We start from the raw sequence: 17134 nt of genomic DNA on the forward strand, positions 1-17134 counted from the left end.
CGTTGCGGCGGGGCGAGAGTACGCATGGCGATCGACGACCTGCTCGACGAGCACGAACAAAGCGAACGCGTCCGCACTTGGCTCAGGAAAAACGGCGCCGGCCTGATCGGCGGCATTGCCCTGGGCATCGGCGCGATCATTGGCTGGCAGTGGTGGACCAGGCAGCATTCCAACGACCTTGCGCTGGCCAATTCCCGCTACGACGCCGTGCTCAAGAGCATCCAGGCCAAGCAACTGGACAAGGCGGGCAAGGACATGGCGGCGCTGCAGCAGGGCCCGGCCAACATCTACGCCGAACTGGCTGCGCTGCGCCTGGCCAAGGCGCAGGCCGATGCCGGCAGCTACGACCAGGCCCTGGCCACACTGCGCGGGCTCAAGGCCGAGGGCGAGCTGAAGCTGTTGATCGACCAGCGCGTGGCGCGGCTGCTGATCCAGACCGGCAAGAGCGACGAAGCGCTGAAGCTGCTGGCCTCGGCCGACGACAACCAGAGCCTGGAGATCCGCGGCGATGCGCTGATCGCGCAGGGCAAGCGCGAGGCGGCACGCGAGGCGTACGCCAAGTCGCTGACGACCCTGGACGTGGCGGCGCCGCAACGGCGACTGCTGGAAACGAAATTGATGGATGCAGGCGGCACCGTGCCGAATCCTGCGGAGCCGATCTGATGAAGGTAGTCATGTTCAAGCGCATCGCGACCATCGCGCTGCTGGGTCTGGCGCTGTCCGGTTGCAGCACGGTCAAGGGCTGGTTCGCGGGCAAGGACGCGGCCGCCAAGAAGGCCGCCGAGCCGGCCGAGCTGGTCGATTTCAAGCCCTCGGTGAAGATCGTCAAGCTGTGGTCCACCGATGCCGGCAAGGGCGAGCAGCGCATCGGCGTGCGCCAGCATCCGGCCGTGGCCGACGGCAAGGTGTACGTGGCCGCGGTCTCCGGTTCGGTCTACGCGCTGGACCTGCAGACCGGCAAGACGCTGTGGAAATACGACGCCAAGAAGGCGCGCAAGGCGCGCTTGTCGCAGGTGCAGGAGCAGCCGGAGAGCCAGGTCGAGGGCGAGTCCAGCAAGGGCCTGTCCAAGGACGAGCGCGCCGCCTACAAGCAGCGCCTGCGCAACGAGAAGCAGCAGGCCAAGGAGCGCAAGCGGCTGGAGAAGAACCGTCCGCTGCCGCGCTTCGCCGGCGGTCCCGGGGTGGGCGAGGGGCTGGTGGTGGTGGGCGGCCTGAATGGCGAAGTGATCGCGCTCGACGCCGCCAGCGGCACCGAGAAGTGGCACGCCAAAGTCCCCAACGAAGTGATCGCCGCGCCGGTGGTCTCGCAGAACCTGGTGTTCGTGCGCAGCAACGACGGCCACGTCACCGCGTTCGATGCGAGCACCGGGCAGCAGCGCTGGTTCCACGTGCAGGAACTGCCGACCCTGACCGTGCGCGGCAACGCGCCGGTGGTGTCCGGCCCGGGCGTGCTGTTCATCGGCAACGACGACGGCACCCTGGCGGCGCTGGCGATGCAGGACGGGCGCGTGCTGTGGGAGCAGACCATCGGCGTGCCGGAAGGCCGCACCGAACTGGAGCGCATGTCCGACGTGGACGGCGCGCCGGTGCTGGACGGCACCACCCTGTATGCGACCAGCTTCAAGAACCAGACCCTGGCGCTGGAAGGCCCCAGCGGCCGCCCGCTGTGGACCCGCGATCATGGCGGCGCCGGCGGCGTGGGCGTCAGCTCCAGCAGCGTGGTGGTGGCCGACAACGCCGGTTCGGTGTGGGCGCTGGACAAGGCCACCGGCGCGGCGACCTGGTCGCAGCCGGCGCTGGCGCGGCGCTCGCTGACCGGCGTGGCGATCCAGGGCGACTACGCCGTGGTCGGCGACTACAAGGGCTATCTGCATTGGCTCAAGCTCGACAACGGCGAGATCGCCGCACGCGAGCGGGTGGGACGCAAGGCGCTGGTAGCGCAGCCGGTGGTGGCCGATGGCATCCTGCTGGTCCAGAACACGAAAGGCGACCTGACCGCGTTCCGGTTGGGTCAATAAGGGAAGGAATTCGCGATGCTGCCGCTGGTCGCCCTGGTTGGACGGCCGAATGTCGGCAAGTCCACGCTGTTCAATGCGCTCACGCGCAGCCGCGACGCGCTGGTCCATGACCAGCCCGGCGTCACCCGCGATCGCAATTACGGTGTGTGCCGACTGGAGCCGGACACCCCGTTCGTGATCGTCGACACCGGCGGCATTTCCGGCGAGGAAGAAGGCCTGGCCGGCGCCACCGCCGACCAGGCGCGTTCCGCCGCCGGCGAAGCCGACCTGGTGCTGTTCGTGGTCGACGGGCGCGAGGGTTCGTCCTCGCTCGACGACGAGATCCTGGCCTGGCTGCGCAAGCTGGCGCGGCCGACGTTGCTGCTGATCAACAAGATCGACGGCACCGACGAGGACCAGGTGCGCGCCGAATTCGCGCGCTATGGCCTGGGCGAGGCGATCGCGGTGTCCGCGGCGCACCGCCACGGCATCGACGACCTGCTCGAGGAAGTGCTGGCGCGGCTGCCCGAAGAGGGCGCTGGCGCGACGCTGGACACCGATCCCAGGCGCATGCGCATCGCCTTCGTCGGCCGCCCCAACGTGGGCAAGTCGACGCTGGTCAATCGGCTGCTGGGCGAAGAGCGGATGATCGCTTCGGAAGTGCCGGGGACCACCCGCGATTCGATCGCGGTCGACCTGCAGCGCGACGACCGCCTGTACCGGCTGATCGACACCGCCGGCCTGCGCCGTCGCGGCCGGGTCGAGGAGGCGGTGGAGAAATTCAGCGTGTTCAAAACGCTGCAGGCGATCGAGCAATGCGAGGTCGCGGTGCTGCTGCTCGACGCCACCGAAGGCGTCACCGATCAGGACGCCAGCGTGCTCGGCGCGATCCTGGATGCCGGCCGCGCCCTGGTGGTGGCGGTCAACAAGTGGGACGGGCTGACCGACTACCAGCGCGAACAGGCCGAGGCGCTGCTGTCGCGCAAGCTCGGCTTCGTGCCCTGGGCCGAGGCGGTGCGGATCTCGGCCAAGCACGGCTCCGGCCTGCGCGAGCTGTTCCGTTCGATCCACAGCGCGCACGCGTCGGCGGTGCGCGAATTCAGCACCAGCGAAGTCAACCAGGCGCTGGAAGTGGCCTACGCGACCAATCCGCCGCCGAGCATCCGCGGCCACGTCTCCAAGCTGCGCTACGTGCATCCGGGCGGCAGCAATCCACCGACCTTCATCGTCCACGGCACCCGCCTGAAGGTGCTGCCGGAGTCGTACAAGCGCTATCTGGAGAACTTCTTCCGCAAGCGCTTCAAGCTGGTCGGCACGCCGGTGCGCTTCATGTTCCGCGAAGGCGCCAATCCGTACGAAGGCAAGAAGAACGTGCTGACCGAGCGCCAGGTCGCCAAGAAGCGGCGCCTGATGAAACACGTCCGCGGCAAGTAGCCAGGCGATGGACGCGCGGCGCGAGGTCACGCTGGGCATCCTCGCCGGCGGCCGCGCGCAACGCCTGGGCGGCCGCGACAAGGCCTGGCTGCAACGCGATGGGCAGGCGCTGGTGCAGCGCCTGGCGCAGGCGCTGGCGCCATCGGTGGCGGCGGTGCTGGTCAGCGCCAACCGCGCGCTGCCGCGCTACGCCGCCGTCGGACTGCACGCGCTGCCCGATCGGATCGTCGCGCCGCCTGGCGCCGAACGCTCGCTGGGGCCGATCGCCGGCCTGGATGCGCTGGCCGCGGCCTGCGCCACGCCATGGCTGCTGACCTTGCCGGTGGACCTGTGCCGGCTTCCGCCGGCACTGCCGACGCTGCTGATCGAGGCTGCCGGCGCCGGCGATGGCGCCTACCTCGAAGACGACGACGGCGTGCAGCCGCTGGTGGCGCTGTACCGCGTCGCCCGCGTGCGTCCTGCGCTGGCCGCGGCGCTGGCGGCCCGAGACTACGCGCCGCGCGCCCTGCAGCAAGCGTTGGCGATGGCCTGCGTGCGCCTGCCCGGGGTGGTCCTGGGCAACCTCAACACGCCGCAGGATCTGGACGCAGCGGGTATCCTGCCGGCGCCATGAACGACTATCCCTCCCGCATTGCCTATTCCGAGGCGCTGGCCATCGTCGCCGCCGTCGCCCAGTCGCGCCCATTGCCGGCCGAACGCCTGGCGCTGCCGCGCGCCGATGGCCGCATCCTGCTCGAAGCGCTGGACGCGCCGATCGACCTGCCGCCGTTCGCCAACAGCGCGATGGACGGCTTCGCACTGCGCCATGCCGATCTGAACCCGGATGCGCCGAGCCTGCTGCGCCTGGCCGGCGAGCAGTTCGCCGGCGAGGACCTGCAGCAGGCGATCGGCGTCGGCGAATGCCTGCGCATCACCACCGGCGCGCCGCTGCCGGCGGGTGCCGATACGGTGGCGATCAAGGAAAACGTCATCGAGCGCGACGGCCAGGTGCAGGTGCCGGCCGCGCCGGCCGCCGGTGCGCACGTGCGTGCGCGCGGCGAGGACGTGCGTGCCGGCGAGCGCGTGCTCGAAGCGGGCGTGGCGTTGACCCCGTCGCGGATCGGCCTGGCCGCCGCGCTCGGCGTGGCGCAGTTGGCGGTAGCGTCGCGACCGACCGTGGCGGTGTTCGCCACCGGCGACGAGCTGGTCGAGCCGGGCATACCGCTCAAGCCCGGGCAGATCTACAACAGCAACCGCGACATGCTGATGGCGCAGCTGCGCCTGCTCGGCCTGGAGCCGACCGCGTGGCCGACGCTGCCGGACGATCCGCTGCGGATCGACAGCATGCTGGGCGATGCGGCCTCGGCGTTCGACGTGGTGCTGACCTGCGGCGGCGTCTCCGCCGGCGAGAAGGACTACCTGCCGCGGCTGCTGGCCGAGCGCGGCCGCATCCATTTCTGGAAGGTGCGCATGCGCCCGGGCATGCCGTTGCTGTTCGGCGAGCTGGACCGCGCCCTGTTCCTGGGCCTGCCGGGCAATCCGGTGTCGGTGCTGGCCACGTTCATGGCGATCGGGCGGCCACTGCTGGACGCGCTGCAGCAGCGCGCCGAGCCGCGCCCGCAATGGCGCGCGCGGTTGGCCTCGGGCTGGGACAAGCGCCACGACCGCCTGGAGTTCCTGCGCGGGCGCATGCGCTGCGACGCGCACGGGCAGCTGTGGGTGGAACCGAACCCGGCCGACGGTTCGCACCGCCTGCGCGGCGCCGCCGACAGCGACGTGCTGCTGCGCCTGGACGAGGGCGCGCGTCGCTTCGACGCCGGCGAGGTGGTCGAGGTGTTCCCGTACTGAGCCTTGCACGTGCGCGTCCCGGCGCGAGGGACGCGCTGCGGGTTTGCGCCGATAATGCGTCCATGAGCATTCGAGAACTGACCCCGCAGCAGGCCCGCGAGCGCAGCGCCCTAGGCGCGCGGCTGATCGATGTGCGCGAGGAGCACGAGCGCGCCGCCGGTATGGCCGAAGGCGCGCTCGGCGTGGCCCGCGCGCAGTTGCAGGACGACCCGGCCGCGCATCTCGGCGCAGCCGATGCCGAGACGATCCTGATCTGCCAGAGCGGCAAGCGCTCGCACGAGGTGGCGCTGTTCCTGCAGCAGGCAGGTTATTGCTCGGTCGCCTCGGTGCTGGGCGGCACCACGCGCTGGCAGCGCGACGGATTGCCGCTGCAGCGGCCGGCGCTGGCGCCGCAGCAGCAGGATTTCTTCGAGCGTTATTCGCGCCACCTGCGCCTGCCCGAAGTCGGCATCGACGGCCAGCGGCGGCTGCAGGCCGCACGCGTGCTGCTGGTCGGCGCCGGCGGATTGGGTTCGCCGGCGGGCTTCTACCTGGCCGCGGCCGGGGTCGGCCAGCTGCGCATCGCCGACGACGATGTGGTCGATCGCAGCAACCTGCAGCGGCAGATCCTGCATACCGAAGCGCGGGTCGGGCAGCCCAAGGTGGCGTCGGCGGCCGCGGCGTTGAGCGCACTGAATCCGGGCGTGCAGGTCGAGGCGATACGCGAACGGGTGAGCTCGGCCAATGTCGAGCGCCTGCTGCAGGACGTGGACGTGGTGCTCGACGGTTCGGACAATTTCCCGGCGCGTTATCTGCTCAACGACGCCTGCGTGAAGCTGGGCAAGCCGCTGGTCTACGGCGCGGTGCAGCGTTTCGAGGGCCAGGTCAGCGTATTCGACGCCGGCCGCCGGCGCGGGCAGGCGCCGTGCTACCGCTGCCTGTTCCCGGAGCCGCCGCCGCCGGAATTCGCGCCCAGTTGCGCCGAGGCCGGCGTGCTCGGCGTGCTGCCGGGCATCGTCGGCCTGCTGCAGGCCAACGAAGTGTTGAAGCTGCTGCTGGAGATCGGCGAGCCGCTGCGCGGTCGCCTGCTGTACTTCGACGCGCTGGCGATGCGCTTTCGCGAAACCCGCCTGGCCGCCGACCCGCAGTGCCCGGTATGCGCGCCGGGGTTGGCGTTCCCCGGCTACATCGACTACGCGCGGTTCTGCAGCGCGGAGCAATAAGCCCCTCTCCCATCGGGAGAGGGGTTGGGGTGAGGGTACGGAGCGAAGCCCACGCGCTGTTCGATCGCAAGGCTTCGCCCGTACCCTCATCCGCCCCTGCGGGGCACCTTCTCCCGAAAATGGGGCCATGGTCCCGGTGGGAGAAGGGAAGGGCGATGCCTGCTCTGATCGCTGCCGTCGTTGGCGTCGCGGCGACCTCCATGGCCGTGATGCGACACGCGCTACGGCACTGCATGCATGTGCCGCAGTGCTCCGCCCGCCATGCCGCACACCGGTGCATGGGGGCGCCGCGGCCTTGTGCGTAGAATCGACGCATGACCAGTGCAGCCGACAGCAGTGAATTGATCAAGGTGGTGGCGTTGCTCGGCGCCGCGGTGGTGGCGGTGCCGGTGTTCCGCCGCCTGGGCCTGGGCTCGGTGCTCGGCTATCTGGCCGCGGGCCTGGCGATCGGGCCGTTCGGGTTGGGTTGGTTCGCCGATCCGCAGGCGATCCTGCACGTGGCCGAATTGGGCGTGGTGATGTTCCTGTTCGTGATCGGGCTGGAGATGCGGCCTTCGCATCTGTGGAGCCTGCGCAAGCAGATCTTCGGCCTGGGCACGCTGCAGATCGCGGTCTGCGCCGCGGTGCTGACCGGGGTCGGGCTGGGCTTCGGGTTCTCCTTGCCGGTGGCCTTCATCGCCGCGTCCGGCTTCGTGCTCACCTCCACCGCGGTGGTGATGCAGTTGCTCGGCGAGCGCGGCGACATCGCATTGCCGGCCGGGCAGAAGATCGTCGCGATCCTGCTGTTCGAGGATCTGCTGATCGTGCCGCTGCTGGCGGTGGTGGCGTGGATGGCGCCGGTGCCGGCCGCCGCCGATGCGCCGTCGCGCTGGATCGGCATCGGCATCGGCGCGGCGGCGATCGTCGGCCTGCTGGTGGCCGGGCGCTGGCTGCTGAACCCGCTGTTCCGGCTGCTGGCCGCGGCCAAGGCGCGCGAAGTGATGACCGCGGCGGCATTGCTGGTGGTGCTGGGCGCGGCATTGCTGATGCAGCTCGGTGGGCTGTCGATGGCGATGGGCGCGTTCCTGGCCGGGGTGCTGCTGTCCGAGTCCACCTTCCGCCATCAGATCGAAGCCGACATCGAGCCGTTCCGCGGCATCCTGCTCGGGCTGTTCTTCCTCGGCGTGGGCATGGCCCTGAACCTGGCGGTGGTGGCCGCGAACTGGACGCTGATCCTCAGCGGCGTGCTCGCCTTCATGGCGGCCAAGGCCGCGTGCATCTATCTGGTCGCGCGGCTCACCGGCAGCGGCCACGCGCAGGCGCTGGACCGCGGCGTGCTGATGGCGCAGGGCGGCGAGTTCGCGTTCGTGCTGTTCGCCGCCGCGGGCGCGGCCGGGGTCATCGATGCGCAGGTCAATGCCAACCTCACCGCGATCGTGGTGCTGTCGATGGCGCTGACCCCGCTGTTCGTGCTGCTGTACCGGCGCTGGGCGCCGGTGGAGGCGCCGTCGCTGGACGGCGTGGAAGCGGCCGACGGGCTGACCGGCAGCGTGCTGATCATCGGCTTCGGCCGCTTCGGCCAGGTCGCCAGCCAGTCGCTGCTGGCGCGCGACGTGGACGTGACCATCATCGACAACGACATCGAGATGATCCAGAGCGCGGCCGAGTTCGGCTTCAAGATCTACTACGGCGACGGCACCCGCCTGGATGTGCTGCACGCCTCCGGCGCGCATAGCGTGCGCGCGATCGCGGTGTGCATCGACAACCGCGAGGCGGCCAACCGCATCGTCGAGCTGGCCACGCAGGAATTCCCGCACGCCAAGCTGCTGGTGCGCTCCTACGACCGCGAGCATTCGCTGCAGCTGATCGCCGCCGGGGTGGACTACCAGATCCGCGAGACCTTCGAATCGGCGGTGGAGTTCGGCCAGGCTGCGCTGGTCGAACTGGGCATGGACGAAGACGAGGCCGCGAGCATCGCCCACGAGATCCGCCGCCGCGACGCCGAGCGCCTGGATCTGGAGCTCGCCGCCGGCGATGTGCGCGCCGGCAGCGGCCTGATGTACGGCAACATCGCCCCGGCCGTGCCCAAGCCGACCCCGTTCACCCCGCCGCGGCGCGAGAGCCGCACGCTCAATCCGGAGGCGGTGCCGGCGGAGGCCGCTGACCAGCGCCGCGGCGATTAGCCGCGGTTGCACATCCTGGGAGCGATTATTGTGGGAGCGTCTTCAGTCGCGACAGGCTTTACCGGTAATGCCTCTGTCGCGACTGAAGTCGCTCCCACAGCACTGCGCTGGCTGTAAATGTCCGAGCCGATACCGCGTCAGCGCAAAAACGCCTGCAACGCCTGCGCATAGCGCGGATCGGCGCTGATGTCGTCGTGTCCGGCGCGCGGCATCGCGACCACGGTGGGCGTCTGCGCCAGGGAATCGAGCAGGCGCTGCGTGCTCGCCGCCGGCACCACCTGGTCGCGCCCGGCGCGTAACACCAGCAGGGGACCGCGGTAGGCGCGCAGCGCGCTGGCCGAGTCGTAGCGGTCGCGCAGCAGCCGGCGCACCGGCGCCCACGGATAATGCGCCTGCGCGGCCGCGGCCAGGTTGTCGAACGGGGTGACCAGCACCAGCCGCGCCAGCGGCCGCCGCGCCGCCAGCTGGCTGGCCACGCCGCTGCCCAGGCTGCGCCCGAGCACCGCGATCCCGGATTGCGGCTGCGTAGCGCGCACATGGTCGTACAGCGCCAGCGCATCGCCGATCAGCGCCGCCTCGTTCGGCGTGCCGTCGCTGGCGCCATAGCCGCGGTAGGCCAGCAGGTACAGGCTGTAGTCGGGCAGCAGCGGCGCCAGCTGCGCGCGCGCCTGGCGCAGGTCCTCGGCGTTGCCGCCGAAGTACAGCAGGACCTTGTCGCGGCCCGGGTTGACCTGCCAGCCGCGCAGGCGCAACGCCGGGCTGCGCTGCAGGACGAAATCGGTCTGCGCCGCCGCCACCCGCGTCGCCTGCGGGAAATACAGCAGGTCGCGCTGGCCCAGGTAGAGCAGGGCGCAGACGACCAGGTAGGCGACGGCTGCGATGGCCGCGGCGATGCCCAGGTGGCGCAGCATCGTCAGCGCCTAGCCGTGCCGGCGCTGCGCGTCGGCGAAGGCTGCCAGTTGTTCCGGCGTGGCCTCGGCCTGGAACTGCGCCTTCCAGTCGGTGAACGGCATGCCGTAGACGCGCTCGCGCGCCTGTTCCTTGCTCAGCGTCTGCCCTTCGGTGGCCGCAGCCTCGCGGTACCAGTCGGCCAGGCAGTTGCGGCAGAAGCCGGCCAGGATCATCAGATCGATGTTCTGCACGTCGCTGCGGTCCTGATTGAGGTGTTGCAGCAGCCGCCGGAACGCGGCGGCCTCGATGCGGGTGGTGTCGGTCATGGCGGAATCGGGGACAATAGGAGTCCCCAGACTCTACACCCGCTCGCCCTGATGACCGATTCCGCGCCCGTCTCCTCCGTTCCGGCCCGCATCCTCGACGGGCGGCGCATCGCCGACGCACTGCTCGACCAGCTCAAGCTGCGGGTCGATGCGCGGCTGGCGGCCGGGCAGCCGCGGCCGGGCCTGGCGGTGGTGCTGGTCGGCGCCGATCCGGCGTCCACGGTATACGTGCGCAACAAGCGCCGCGCGGCGGAAAAGGTCGGCATCGAGGCGTTCGACTACGATCTGCCAGCCGGCACCGGCGAAGCCGAACTGCTGGCGCTGATCGACCGTCTCAATGCCGATCCCAAGGTCCACGGCATCCTGGTGCAGCTGCCGCTGCCGGGCATTCCCGACGCCAGCCGGCTGATCCACCGCATCGACCCGGGCAAGGACGTGGACGGCTTCCATCCGGAGAACGTCGGCCACCTGGCGCTGCGCGAATTCGGCCTGCGCCCGTGCACCCCGCGTGGCATCGTCACCCTGCTCGGGCATACCGACCAGCCGGTGCGCGGCCGCAACGCCACCATCGTCGGGGTCAGCAACCACGTCGGCCGGCCGATGGCGCTGGAATTGCTGATCGCCGGCTGCACGGTGACTTGCTGCCACAAGTTCACCCCGCCGGAGGTGCTGCAGGCGCGGGTGCGCGATGCCGACATCCTGGTGGTGGCGGTGGGCCGTCCCGGCCTGATCCCGGGCGAATGGGTCAAGCCCGGTGCGGTGGTGATCGACGTCGGCATCAACCGCCTCGACGACGGCCGCCTGGTCGGCGACGTCGGCTTCGACGCGGCCGCGCAGCGCGCCAGCTGGATCACCCCGGTGCCGGGCGGGGTGGGGCCGATGACCGTGGCCACGCTGATGCAGAACACCATCGAAGCGGCGGACGCGGCCCTGGGCCGCTGAGCCGCTCCGCCTTAGCGAATCCCCAATCCCCAATCCCGGCTTCCAATAGCTTCACGCCGTGTTTCGGGTTAAAATGCCGCGCTTCCCCACATTCGGGTCCGCCGATGCTGCGCATCCAGGCTGAAGCTCTTACCTACGACGACGTTTCGCTCGTCCCCGCCCATTCGATCGTCCTGCCGAAGGACGTCAGCCTGGAAACCCGGCTGACCCGCGACCTGCGCCTGAAATTGCCGATCCTGTCGGCGGCGATGGACACGGTGACCGAGCACCGCCTCGCGGTGGCCATGGCCCAGCTCGGCGGCATCGGCATCATCCACAAGAACCTGACCCCGGCGCAGCAGGCCGCCGAAGTGGCCAAGGTCAAGAAGTTCGAAGCCGGCGTGATCACCGAGCCGTTCACCGTCGGCCCGGACACGACCATCGGCGAAGTGCTGAAACTGACCCGCGCGCGCAATATCTCCGGCGTGCCGGTGGTCGACGGCAGCGAGCTGGTCGGCATCGTCACCAGCCGCGACATGCGCTTCGAGAAGAAGCTCGACGATCCGGTCCGCCACATCATGACCAAGAAGGAGCGCCTGATCACCGTGCGCGAAGGCGCCGGCGACGAGGAAGTGCTGCAGCTGCTGCATCGCAACCGCATCGAGAAGATCCTGGTGGTCAACGACAGCTTCGAGCTGCGCGGCCTGATCACGGTCAAGGACATCCAGAAGAAGACCGACAACCCGAACGCGGCCAAGGACGCGTCCACGCGCCTGCTGGTCGGCGCGGCGGTCGGCGTTGGCGGCGACACCGAGCAGCGCATCGAGTTGCTCGCCGCGGCGGGCGTGGACGTGGTCATCGTCGATACCGCGCACGGCCACTCGCAGGGCGTGATCGACCGCGTGGCCTGGGTCAAGAAGACCTACCCGCAGCTGCAGGTGATCGGCGGCAACATCGTCACCGGCGATGCCGCGCTGGCGCTGATGGACGCCGGCGCCGACGCGGTCAAGGTCGGCGTGGGTCCGGGCTCTATCTGCACCACGCGCGTGGTCGCCGGCGTCGGCGTGCCGCAGATCACCGCGGTGGACATGGTCGCCGAGGCGCTGCAGGACCGCATCCCGCTGATCGCCGACGGCGGCATCCGCTACTCGGGCGACATCGGCAAGGCGCTGGTCGCCGGTGCCTCCACGGTGATGGTCGGCGGCCTGTTCGCCGGCACCGAGGAAGCCCCGGGCGAGGTCGAACTGTTCCAGGGCCGCAGCTACAAGAGCTACCGCGGCATGGGCAGCCTGGGCGCGATGGAGAAGGGCAGCAAGGACCGCTATTTCCAGGACGCGAGCGACGCCGACAAGCTGGTGCCGGAAGGCATCGAAGGCCGCGTGCCGTACCGCGGCCCGCTCAGCGGCATCATCCACCAGCTGATCGGCGGCCTGCGCGCCACGATGGGTTACGTGGGCTGCGCGACCATCGAGGAAATGCGCACCAAGCCCCAGTTCGTCACCATCACCGGTGCCGGCCAGCGCGAGAGCCACGTGCACGACGTGCAGATCACCAAGGAACCGCCGAACTACAGGATGGGCTGACGCCCATCCGGGGAGTGGGGAATCGGGAGTCGGGAATCGATGAACCAGCGCCGGCACTGTTTTGCCCATTCCCGATTCCCCGTTCCCGATTCCCGGCGCTCATGACCAACATCCACAGCGACAAGATCCTGATCCTCGATTTCGGCGCGCAGTACACGCAGCTGATCGCGCGGCGTATCCGCGAGCTGGGGGTCTACTGCGAGATCTGGGCCTGGGACCACGATCCGGCCGACATCGCCGGCTTCGGCGCCAAGGGCATCATCCTGTCCGGCGGCCCCGAATCGACCACGCTGCCGGGTGCGCCGGTGGCGCCGCAGGAGGTGTTCGACAGCGGCCTGCCGGTGTTCGGCATCTGCTACGGCATGCAGACTCTGGCCACGCAGCTGGGCGGCGCCACCGAGGCGGCCGACCAGCGCGAGTTCGGCCATGCCGAAGTGGACGTGGTCGCGCCCGACGCGCTGTTCTCTGGCCTCAGCGACCACCCCGGCGCCGCGCGCCTGAACGTGTGGATGAGCCACGGCGACCACGTCTCCAAGGTGCCGCCGGGCTTCACCATCACCGCCGTCACCGAGCGCATCCCGGTCGCGGCGATGGCCAACGAGGCCAAGCGCTGGTACGGCGTGCAGTTCCATCCGGAAGTCACCCACACGCTGCAGGGCCAGACCCTGCTGCGCCGCTTCGTGGTCGACGTCTGCGGCTGCGAGGCCTTGTGGACCGCAGCCAACATCATCGACGACCAGATCGCGCGCGTGCGCGCCCAGGTCGGCGAGGATGAAGTGATCCTGGGCCTGTCCGGCGGCGTGGATTCGTCGGTGGTCGCCGCGCTGCTGCACAAGGCGATCGGCGCCAAGCTGACCTGCGTGTTCGTCGATACCGGCCTGCTGCGCTGGCAGGAAGGCGACCAGGTGATGGCGATGTTCGCCGAGCACATGGGCGTCAAGGTGATCCGGGTCAACGCCGCCGACCGCTATTTCGACGCATTGGCCGGGGTCAGCGATCCGGAAGCCAAGCGCAAGATCATCGGCAACCTGTTCGTGGAGATCTTCGACGAAGAGTCGAACAGGCTGGCCAACGCCAAGTGGCTGGCGCAGGGCACGATCTATCCGGACGTGATCGAGTCGGCCGGCAGCAAGACCGGCAAGGCGCACGTCATCAAGAGCCACCACAACGTCGGCGGTTTGCCCGAGCACATGAAGCTGGGCCTGGTCGAGCCGCTGCGCGAGCTGTTCAAGGACGAGGTGCGGCGCCTGGGCGTGGAACTCGGCCTGCCGCGCAGCATGGTCTACCGCCATCCGTTCCCGGGTCCCGGCCTGGGCGTGCGCATCCTCGGCGAAGTGAAGCGCGACTATGCCGAGCTGCTGGCCAAGGCCGATGCCATCTTCATCGAAGAGCTGCGCAAGGCGGATCTGTACGACAAGACCAGCCAGGCGTTCGCGGTGTTCCTGCCGGTCAAGTCGGTGGGCGTGGTCGGCGACGCGCGCGCCTACGAGTGGGTGATCGCGCTGCGCGCGGTGGAGACCATCGACTTCATGACCGCGCACTGGGCGCACCTGCCGTACGACTTCCTCGGCACCGTGTCCAACCGCATCATCAACGAACTGCGCGGCGTCTCGCGCGTGGTCTACGACATTTCCGGCAAGCCGCCGGCGACGATCGAGTGGGAGTGAATCGGGTTGATTTCATCCGGTCTCGCTTCGTCCCAGGGTTCGATGTAAAACATTGTATTTTAAGGTTTTATTGTTTCATTCCGTCTCTTTTGATCTCACTGAAGCGCAATCGATTTATCGGTATCCCGAACGGCACCAGGATTGGGCCAGTTTTTGGGTGGCGTTGATACCGCAAGCCTTGTCTGCGGTATCGCGAGCGGTATCATGGTGGTAGTCGCGTACCGGGAGATCGCGCATGCTCACCGACATGGCACTGCGGGCCCTCAAGCCCAAGGGCAAGATGTACAAGGTCTCGGACCAACAGGGCCTCTACGCTGCTGTCACGCGAACTGGGTTGATCAGCTTTCGCTTCGACTACAAGGTTAACGGTCGGCGTGAGACCCTGGTGATTGGGCGGTACGATCCGAGCATCGGCGCAAGGAGTACTCGTGACCTGAGCGACTTGGACTACGGTCTGTCCCTGTCGCTGGCAGAGGCGAGGCTTCTGCTGGCTCGTGCGCGTAGGGCTATCGAACGAGGCGAGAGCCCGTCGCGCTCTAAGGTCTACAAGCGTGTGGAAGCGGCCGAGGCTCTCACCTTTGGCAAATGGGCTGAGAAGTACTTCGAAGAAGTAAACTTGGCCGACTCGACGCGGGCGATGAGAAAGTCCGTTTACGCCCGCAATCTAGCGGATGAATTTGGGCGGCTGAAGCTAGAGGAGATCACGCCCGCCCGCTTGTTGGCCAGGTGCGAGAAGATCAAGGAACGAGGTGCAGCAGCCCCCGCTGTTCAAGCGCGCGAGATCGTAGGGCAGGTGTACCGATTTGTTCAAGCGCGAGGCTTGAAGATCGACAATCCTGCGGACGCGATTCGGCCTAGCGCAATTGCCACTTTCAAGCCAAGGGATAGAGCCCTGTCTCCGGCCGAATTGCACACATTCTTCAACGCCCTGGAGCAAACCGCCACGATGCCCACGCTGCGTTTGGCAGTGAAATTCGTGCTTCTGACTCTTGTTCGAAAGTCTGAATTCATCAGGGCGACGTGGGATGAGGTGAATTTCGAAGAGGCTGTGTGGACGATCCCAAAGGAACGCATGAAGGCCGGTCGCCCTCACAATGTGTACCTTAGCCAGCAGCAATCCCAATCAGCTGTCCCGGACCCTCAAAGTCCGCATTGGGGCGGAAGCTGACAATCGGGCCGGCCGATGGCTCTCAAATGGCAGGCACGTCCTAGTGACCGTGCTGGGCTGAGCTCAGTCAGTTTCATGGCGGCTATCTGCAGGCATGCGTGAGAGGACAGTTAGGCGCCCTTGATGGCGAGAGCGACGGCCAGAGCATGAAGTATCGCCAACATGCCGGAGGCCGCCATGAGCCAGACCGCCTTGCCACTGTGCAAGATCGTCCCAGGCAAGAACCCGCGCACCTACTTCGACCCAGCGAAGATGGCAGAGCTGGAGGAAGGCATCCGGGAGCATGGCGTGATCGTGCCGATCATCGTGCGTCCGCGTGTGGACGAGCGCTACGAGATCATCGCCGGTGAGCGCCGCTGGCGCGCAGCGGGCACCGTGTTCGGCGACGGCTATGAAATCCCGGTCGTGGTGCGCGAGGTCAGCGATGCCGAGGCCGAGGCCATCGCCCTGGTTGAGAACCACCACCGCGACGACGTGTCGGCAGGTGAGGAAGCCAAGGCTGCACAACGGCAGCTGCTGCGCTACCGCGGCGACAAGGCCGAGACCGCCCGTGTCCTGGGCTGGTCGCCGGAGACGCTGGAACGGCGGCTTGCGCTGAACGCCTGCACGCCAGCTGAACCGCCCCGGGAATTCCGGAGGCTCCATTTCTTGAGAAGATGGAGCCATGAGCAGAGCAAGCAAGTTCTCCCCGGAAATCCGGGAACGTTCGGTGAAGATGGTCCTGGAGCACCAATGCGAGTACGAATCGCAATGGGCGGCGATGGTGTCGGTGTCGGCCAAGGTGGGCTGCACGGCCGAGACGCTACGGGGTTGGGTGAGGCAGCACGAGCGCGACGTTGGCAAGCGCGAGGGGATGACGACGTCCGAGAAGGAGCGCATCAAGGCACTTGAGCGCGAGGTTCGCGAGCTGCGCCAGGTCAACGAGATCCTGCGCAAGGCGTCGGCGTATTTTGCGCAGGCGGAGCTCGACCGCCCCTTCAAGCGATGAAGCAGTTCATCGATGAGCATCGAGTCGTCCACGGGGTCGAGCCGATCTGCAGGGTGCTGCCGATCTCCCCGTCGACCTACCACGCGCACGCGGCCAGGCTGGCCGATCCCGCGTTGCGCTGCGCGCGCGCGAAGACCGATGAGGCGTTGATGCCGGAAGTCCAGCGCGTGTGGGACGACAACTTCAAGGTCTACGGTGTGCGCAAGGTCTGGCGGCAGATGCGACGCGAGCAGTTCGACGTGGCGCGATGCACCGTACAGCGGCTGATGAAGCGGCAGGGTTTGCGGGGCGTCATTCGAGGCAAGACCGTGCGAACGACGGTGAGCGACCCGAAAGCGCCGTGTCCGCTCGATCATGTGAATCGGCAATTCAAGGCCGATCGGCCGAACGCGCTGTGGGTCAGCGACTTCACCTACGTCTCGACGTGGCAAGGATGGGTTTACGTCGCCTTCGTCATCGACGTCTTCGCCCGTCGCATCGTGGGCTGGAAGGCGTCGTCCTCGATGCAGACGGACTTCGTGCTCGACGCGCTCGAACAGGCGCTCTACGCGAGGAAGCCGGTCGGCCCGGATCGCCTGATTCACCACAGCGACCGAGGCGTTCAGTACGTGTCGATCCGCTACACGGAGCGGCTCGCTGAGGCCGGCCTGGAGCCCTCGGTAGGCAGCGTGGGGGACTCCTATGAGCGCGAAGCCTGCCCTCGGGGCACAACGCGCTGGCCGAGACCATCAACGGCCTCTACAAGGCCGAGGTCATCCATCGCAGGTCGTCCTGGCGAACGCGCGAGGAGGTCGAGTGGGCCACGCTCACCTGGGTCGACTGGTTCAACAACCGCCGATTGCTGGAGCCGATTGGGAATATCCCGCCGACCGAGGCGGAGGCCAACTACTATTCGCACTCCCCTGAGTCCGTCATGTCGGCGTGACTCAAACCAAGGGGCCTCCGGGAAACCCGGGGCGGTTCAATCT

13 protein-coding genes, 2 pseudogenes and 1 other annotated feature are annotated in these 17134 nt (G+C 68.3%); of the genes and pseudogenes, 13 read left to right on the forward strand and 2 right to left on the reverse strand.

All coding sequences use genetic code 11. The features are described from left to right. Positions 1 to 24 precede the first annotated feature (24 nt). The 7 genes from FZ025_RS18615 to FZ025_RS18645 all read left to right on the forward strand — a co-directional run bounded on the left by FZ025_RS18615 (position 25) and on the right by FZ025_RS18645 (position 8622). Positions 25 to 663: a YfgM family protein gene (locus FZ025_RS18615; protein WP_046978904.1), complete on the forward strand. Its 639-nt coding sequence runs from the start codon at positions 25 to 27 to the stop codon at positions 661 to 663. Continuing rightward, positions 660 to 2018 (forward strand): outer membrane protein assembly factor BamB, encoded by a 1359-nt coding sequence (gene bamB / locus FZ025_RS18620; RefSeq protein WP_104558699.1) that lies wholly within the window; start codon positions 660 to 662, stop codon positions 2016 to 2018. The genes FZ025_RS18615 and bamB overlap by 4 nt, the downstream gene beginning before the upstream one ends. A gap of 15 nt (positions 2019 to 2033) precedes the next feature. Then, the gene (gene der / locus FZ025_RS18625; protein ID WP_046980372.1) at positions 2034 to 3431 is read left to right on the forward strand and encodes a ribosome biogenesis GTPase Der; all 1398 of its coding nucleotides are present in this window, start codon (positions 2034 to 2036) and stop codon (positions 3429 to 3431) included. 7 nt (positions 3432 to 3438) lie between these two features. Next, on the forward strand, positions 3439 to 4044 hold the full coding sequence (gene mobA / locus FZ025_RS18630) for a molybdenum cofactor guanylyltransferase (RefSeq protein WP_104558694.1): 606 nt from the start codon (positions 3439 to 3441) through the stop codon (positions 4042 to 4044). Then, positions 4041 to 5258, forward strand: coding sequence for a molybdopterin molybdotransferase MoeA (locus tag FZ025_RS18635; RefSeq protein ID WP_104558695.1), 1218 nt, complete (start codon positions 4041 to 4043; stop codon positions 5256 to 5258). Before mobA ends, FZ025_RS18635 begins: the two co-directional genes overlap by 4 nt. 62 nt (positions 5259 to 5320) lie before the next feature. Continuing rightward, positions 5321 to 6460: a molybdopterin-synthase adenylyltransferase MoeB gene (gene moeB, locus FZ025_RS18640; RefSeq protein ID WP_104558696.1), complete on the forward strand. Its 1140-nt coding sequence runs from the start codon at positions 5321 to 5323 to the stop codon at positions 6458 to 6460. A gap of 314 nt (positions 6461 to 6774) precedes the next feature. Next, positions 6775 to 8622: a monovalent cation:proton antiporter-2 (CPA2) family protein gene (locus FZ025_RS18645; RefSeq protein ID WP_104558697.1), complete on the forward strand. Its 1848-nt coding sequence runs from the start codon at positions 6775 to 6777 to the stop codon at positions 8620 to 8622. A 137-nt stretch (positions 8623 to 8759) separates the two neighbouring features. Here the strand turns inward: FZ025_RS18645 and FZ025_RS18650 are convergent, their stop codons facing one another. Both FZ025_RS18650 and FZ025_RS18655 read right to left on the reverse strand, forming a co-directional pair. Further along, entirely contained in the window at positions 8760 to 9533 is a 774-nt protein-coding gene (locus FZ025_RS18650; protein WP_046980896.1) for an alpha/beta hydrolase, read from the reverse strand. A gap of 9 nt (positions 9534 to 9542) precedes the next feature. Further along, positions 9543 to 9839, reverse strand: coding sequence for a DUF1244 domain-containing protein (locus tag FZ025_RS18655; protein WP_046980895.1), 297 nt, complete (start codon positions 9837 to 9839; stop codon positions 9543 to 9545). A 51-nt stretch (positions 9840 to 9890) separates the two neighbouring features. On the opposite strand from FZ025_RS18655, the gene folD reads away from it, so the two are divergent. The 6 genes and pseudogenes from folD to FZ025_RS18685 all read left to right on the forward strand — a co-directional run bounded on the left by folD (position 9891) and on the right by FZ025_RS18685 (position 17091). Beyond that, positions 9891 to 10781, forward strand: coding sequence for a bifunctional methylenetetrahydrofolate dehydrogenase/methenyltetrahydrofolate cyclohydrolase FolD (gene folD, locus FZ025_RS18660; RefSeq protein ID WP_046980894.1), 891 nt, complete (start codon positions 9891 to 9893; stop codon positions 10779 to 10781). A 104-nt stretch (positions 10782 to 10885) separates the two neighbouring features. After that, on the forward strand, positions 10886 to 12343 hold the full coding sequence (gene guaB, locus FZ025_RS18665; RefSeq protein ID WP_046980893.1) for an IMP dehydrogenase: 1458 nt from the start codon (positions 10886 to 10888) through the stop codon (positions 12341 to 12343). A gap of 101 nt (positions 12344 to 12444) precedes the next feature. Further along, positions 12445 to 14010 (forward strand): glutamine-hydrolyzing GMP synthase, encoded by a 1566-nt coding sequence (gene guaA, locus FZ025_RS18670; protein ID WP_046980892.1) that lies wholly within the window; start codon positions 12445 to 12447, stop codon positions 14008 to 14010. 235 nt (positions 14011 to 14245) lie between these two features. After that, positions 14246 to 15178, forward strand: a complete 933-nt coding sequence (locus tag FZ025_RS18675; protein ID WP_208803689.1) for a tyrosine-type recombinase/integrase — start codon at positions 14246 to 14248, stop codon at positions 15176 to 15178. A 177-nt stretch (positions 15179 to 15355) separates the two neighbouring features. After that, a pseudogene (locus FZ025_RS22535) lies at positions 15356 to 15730 on the forward strand (ParB/RepB/Spo0J family partition protein); the annotation flags it as partial. Positions 15731 to 15842: 112 nt separating this feature from the next. Continuing rightward, a pseudogene (locus tag FZ025_RS18685) lies at positions 15843 to 17091 on the forward strand (IS3 family transposase). Continuing rightward, positions 16121 to 16237, forward strand: a sequence feature (AL1L pseudoknot). (Overlaps the previous pseudogene by 117 nt.) Positions 17092 to 17134 lie beyond the last annotated feature (43 nt).

It is taken from the genome of Xanthomonas hyacinthi (assembly GCF_009769165.1).
Lineage (GTDB): Bacteria > Pseudomonadota > Gammaproteobacteria > Xanthomonadales > Xanthomonadaceae > Xanthomonas_A > Xanthomonas_A hyacinthi.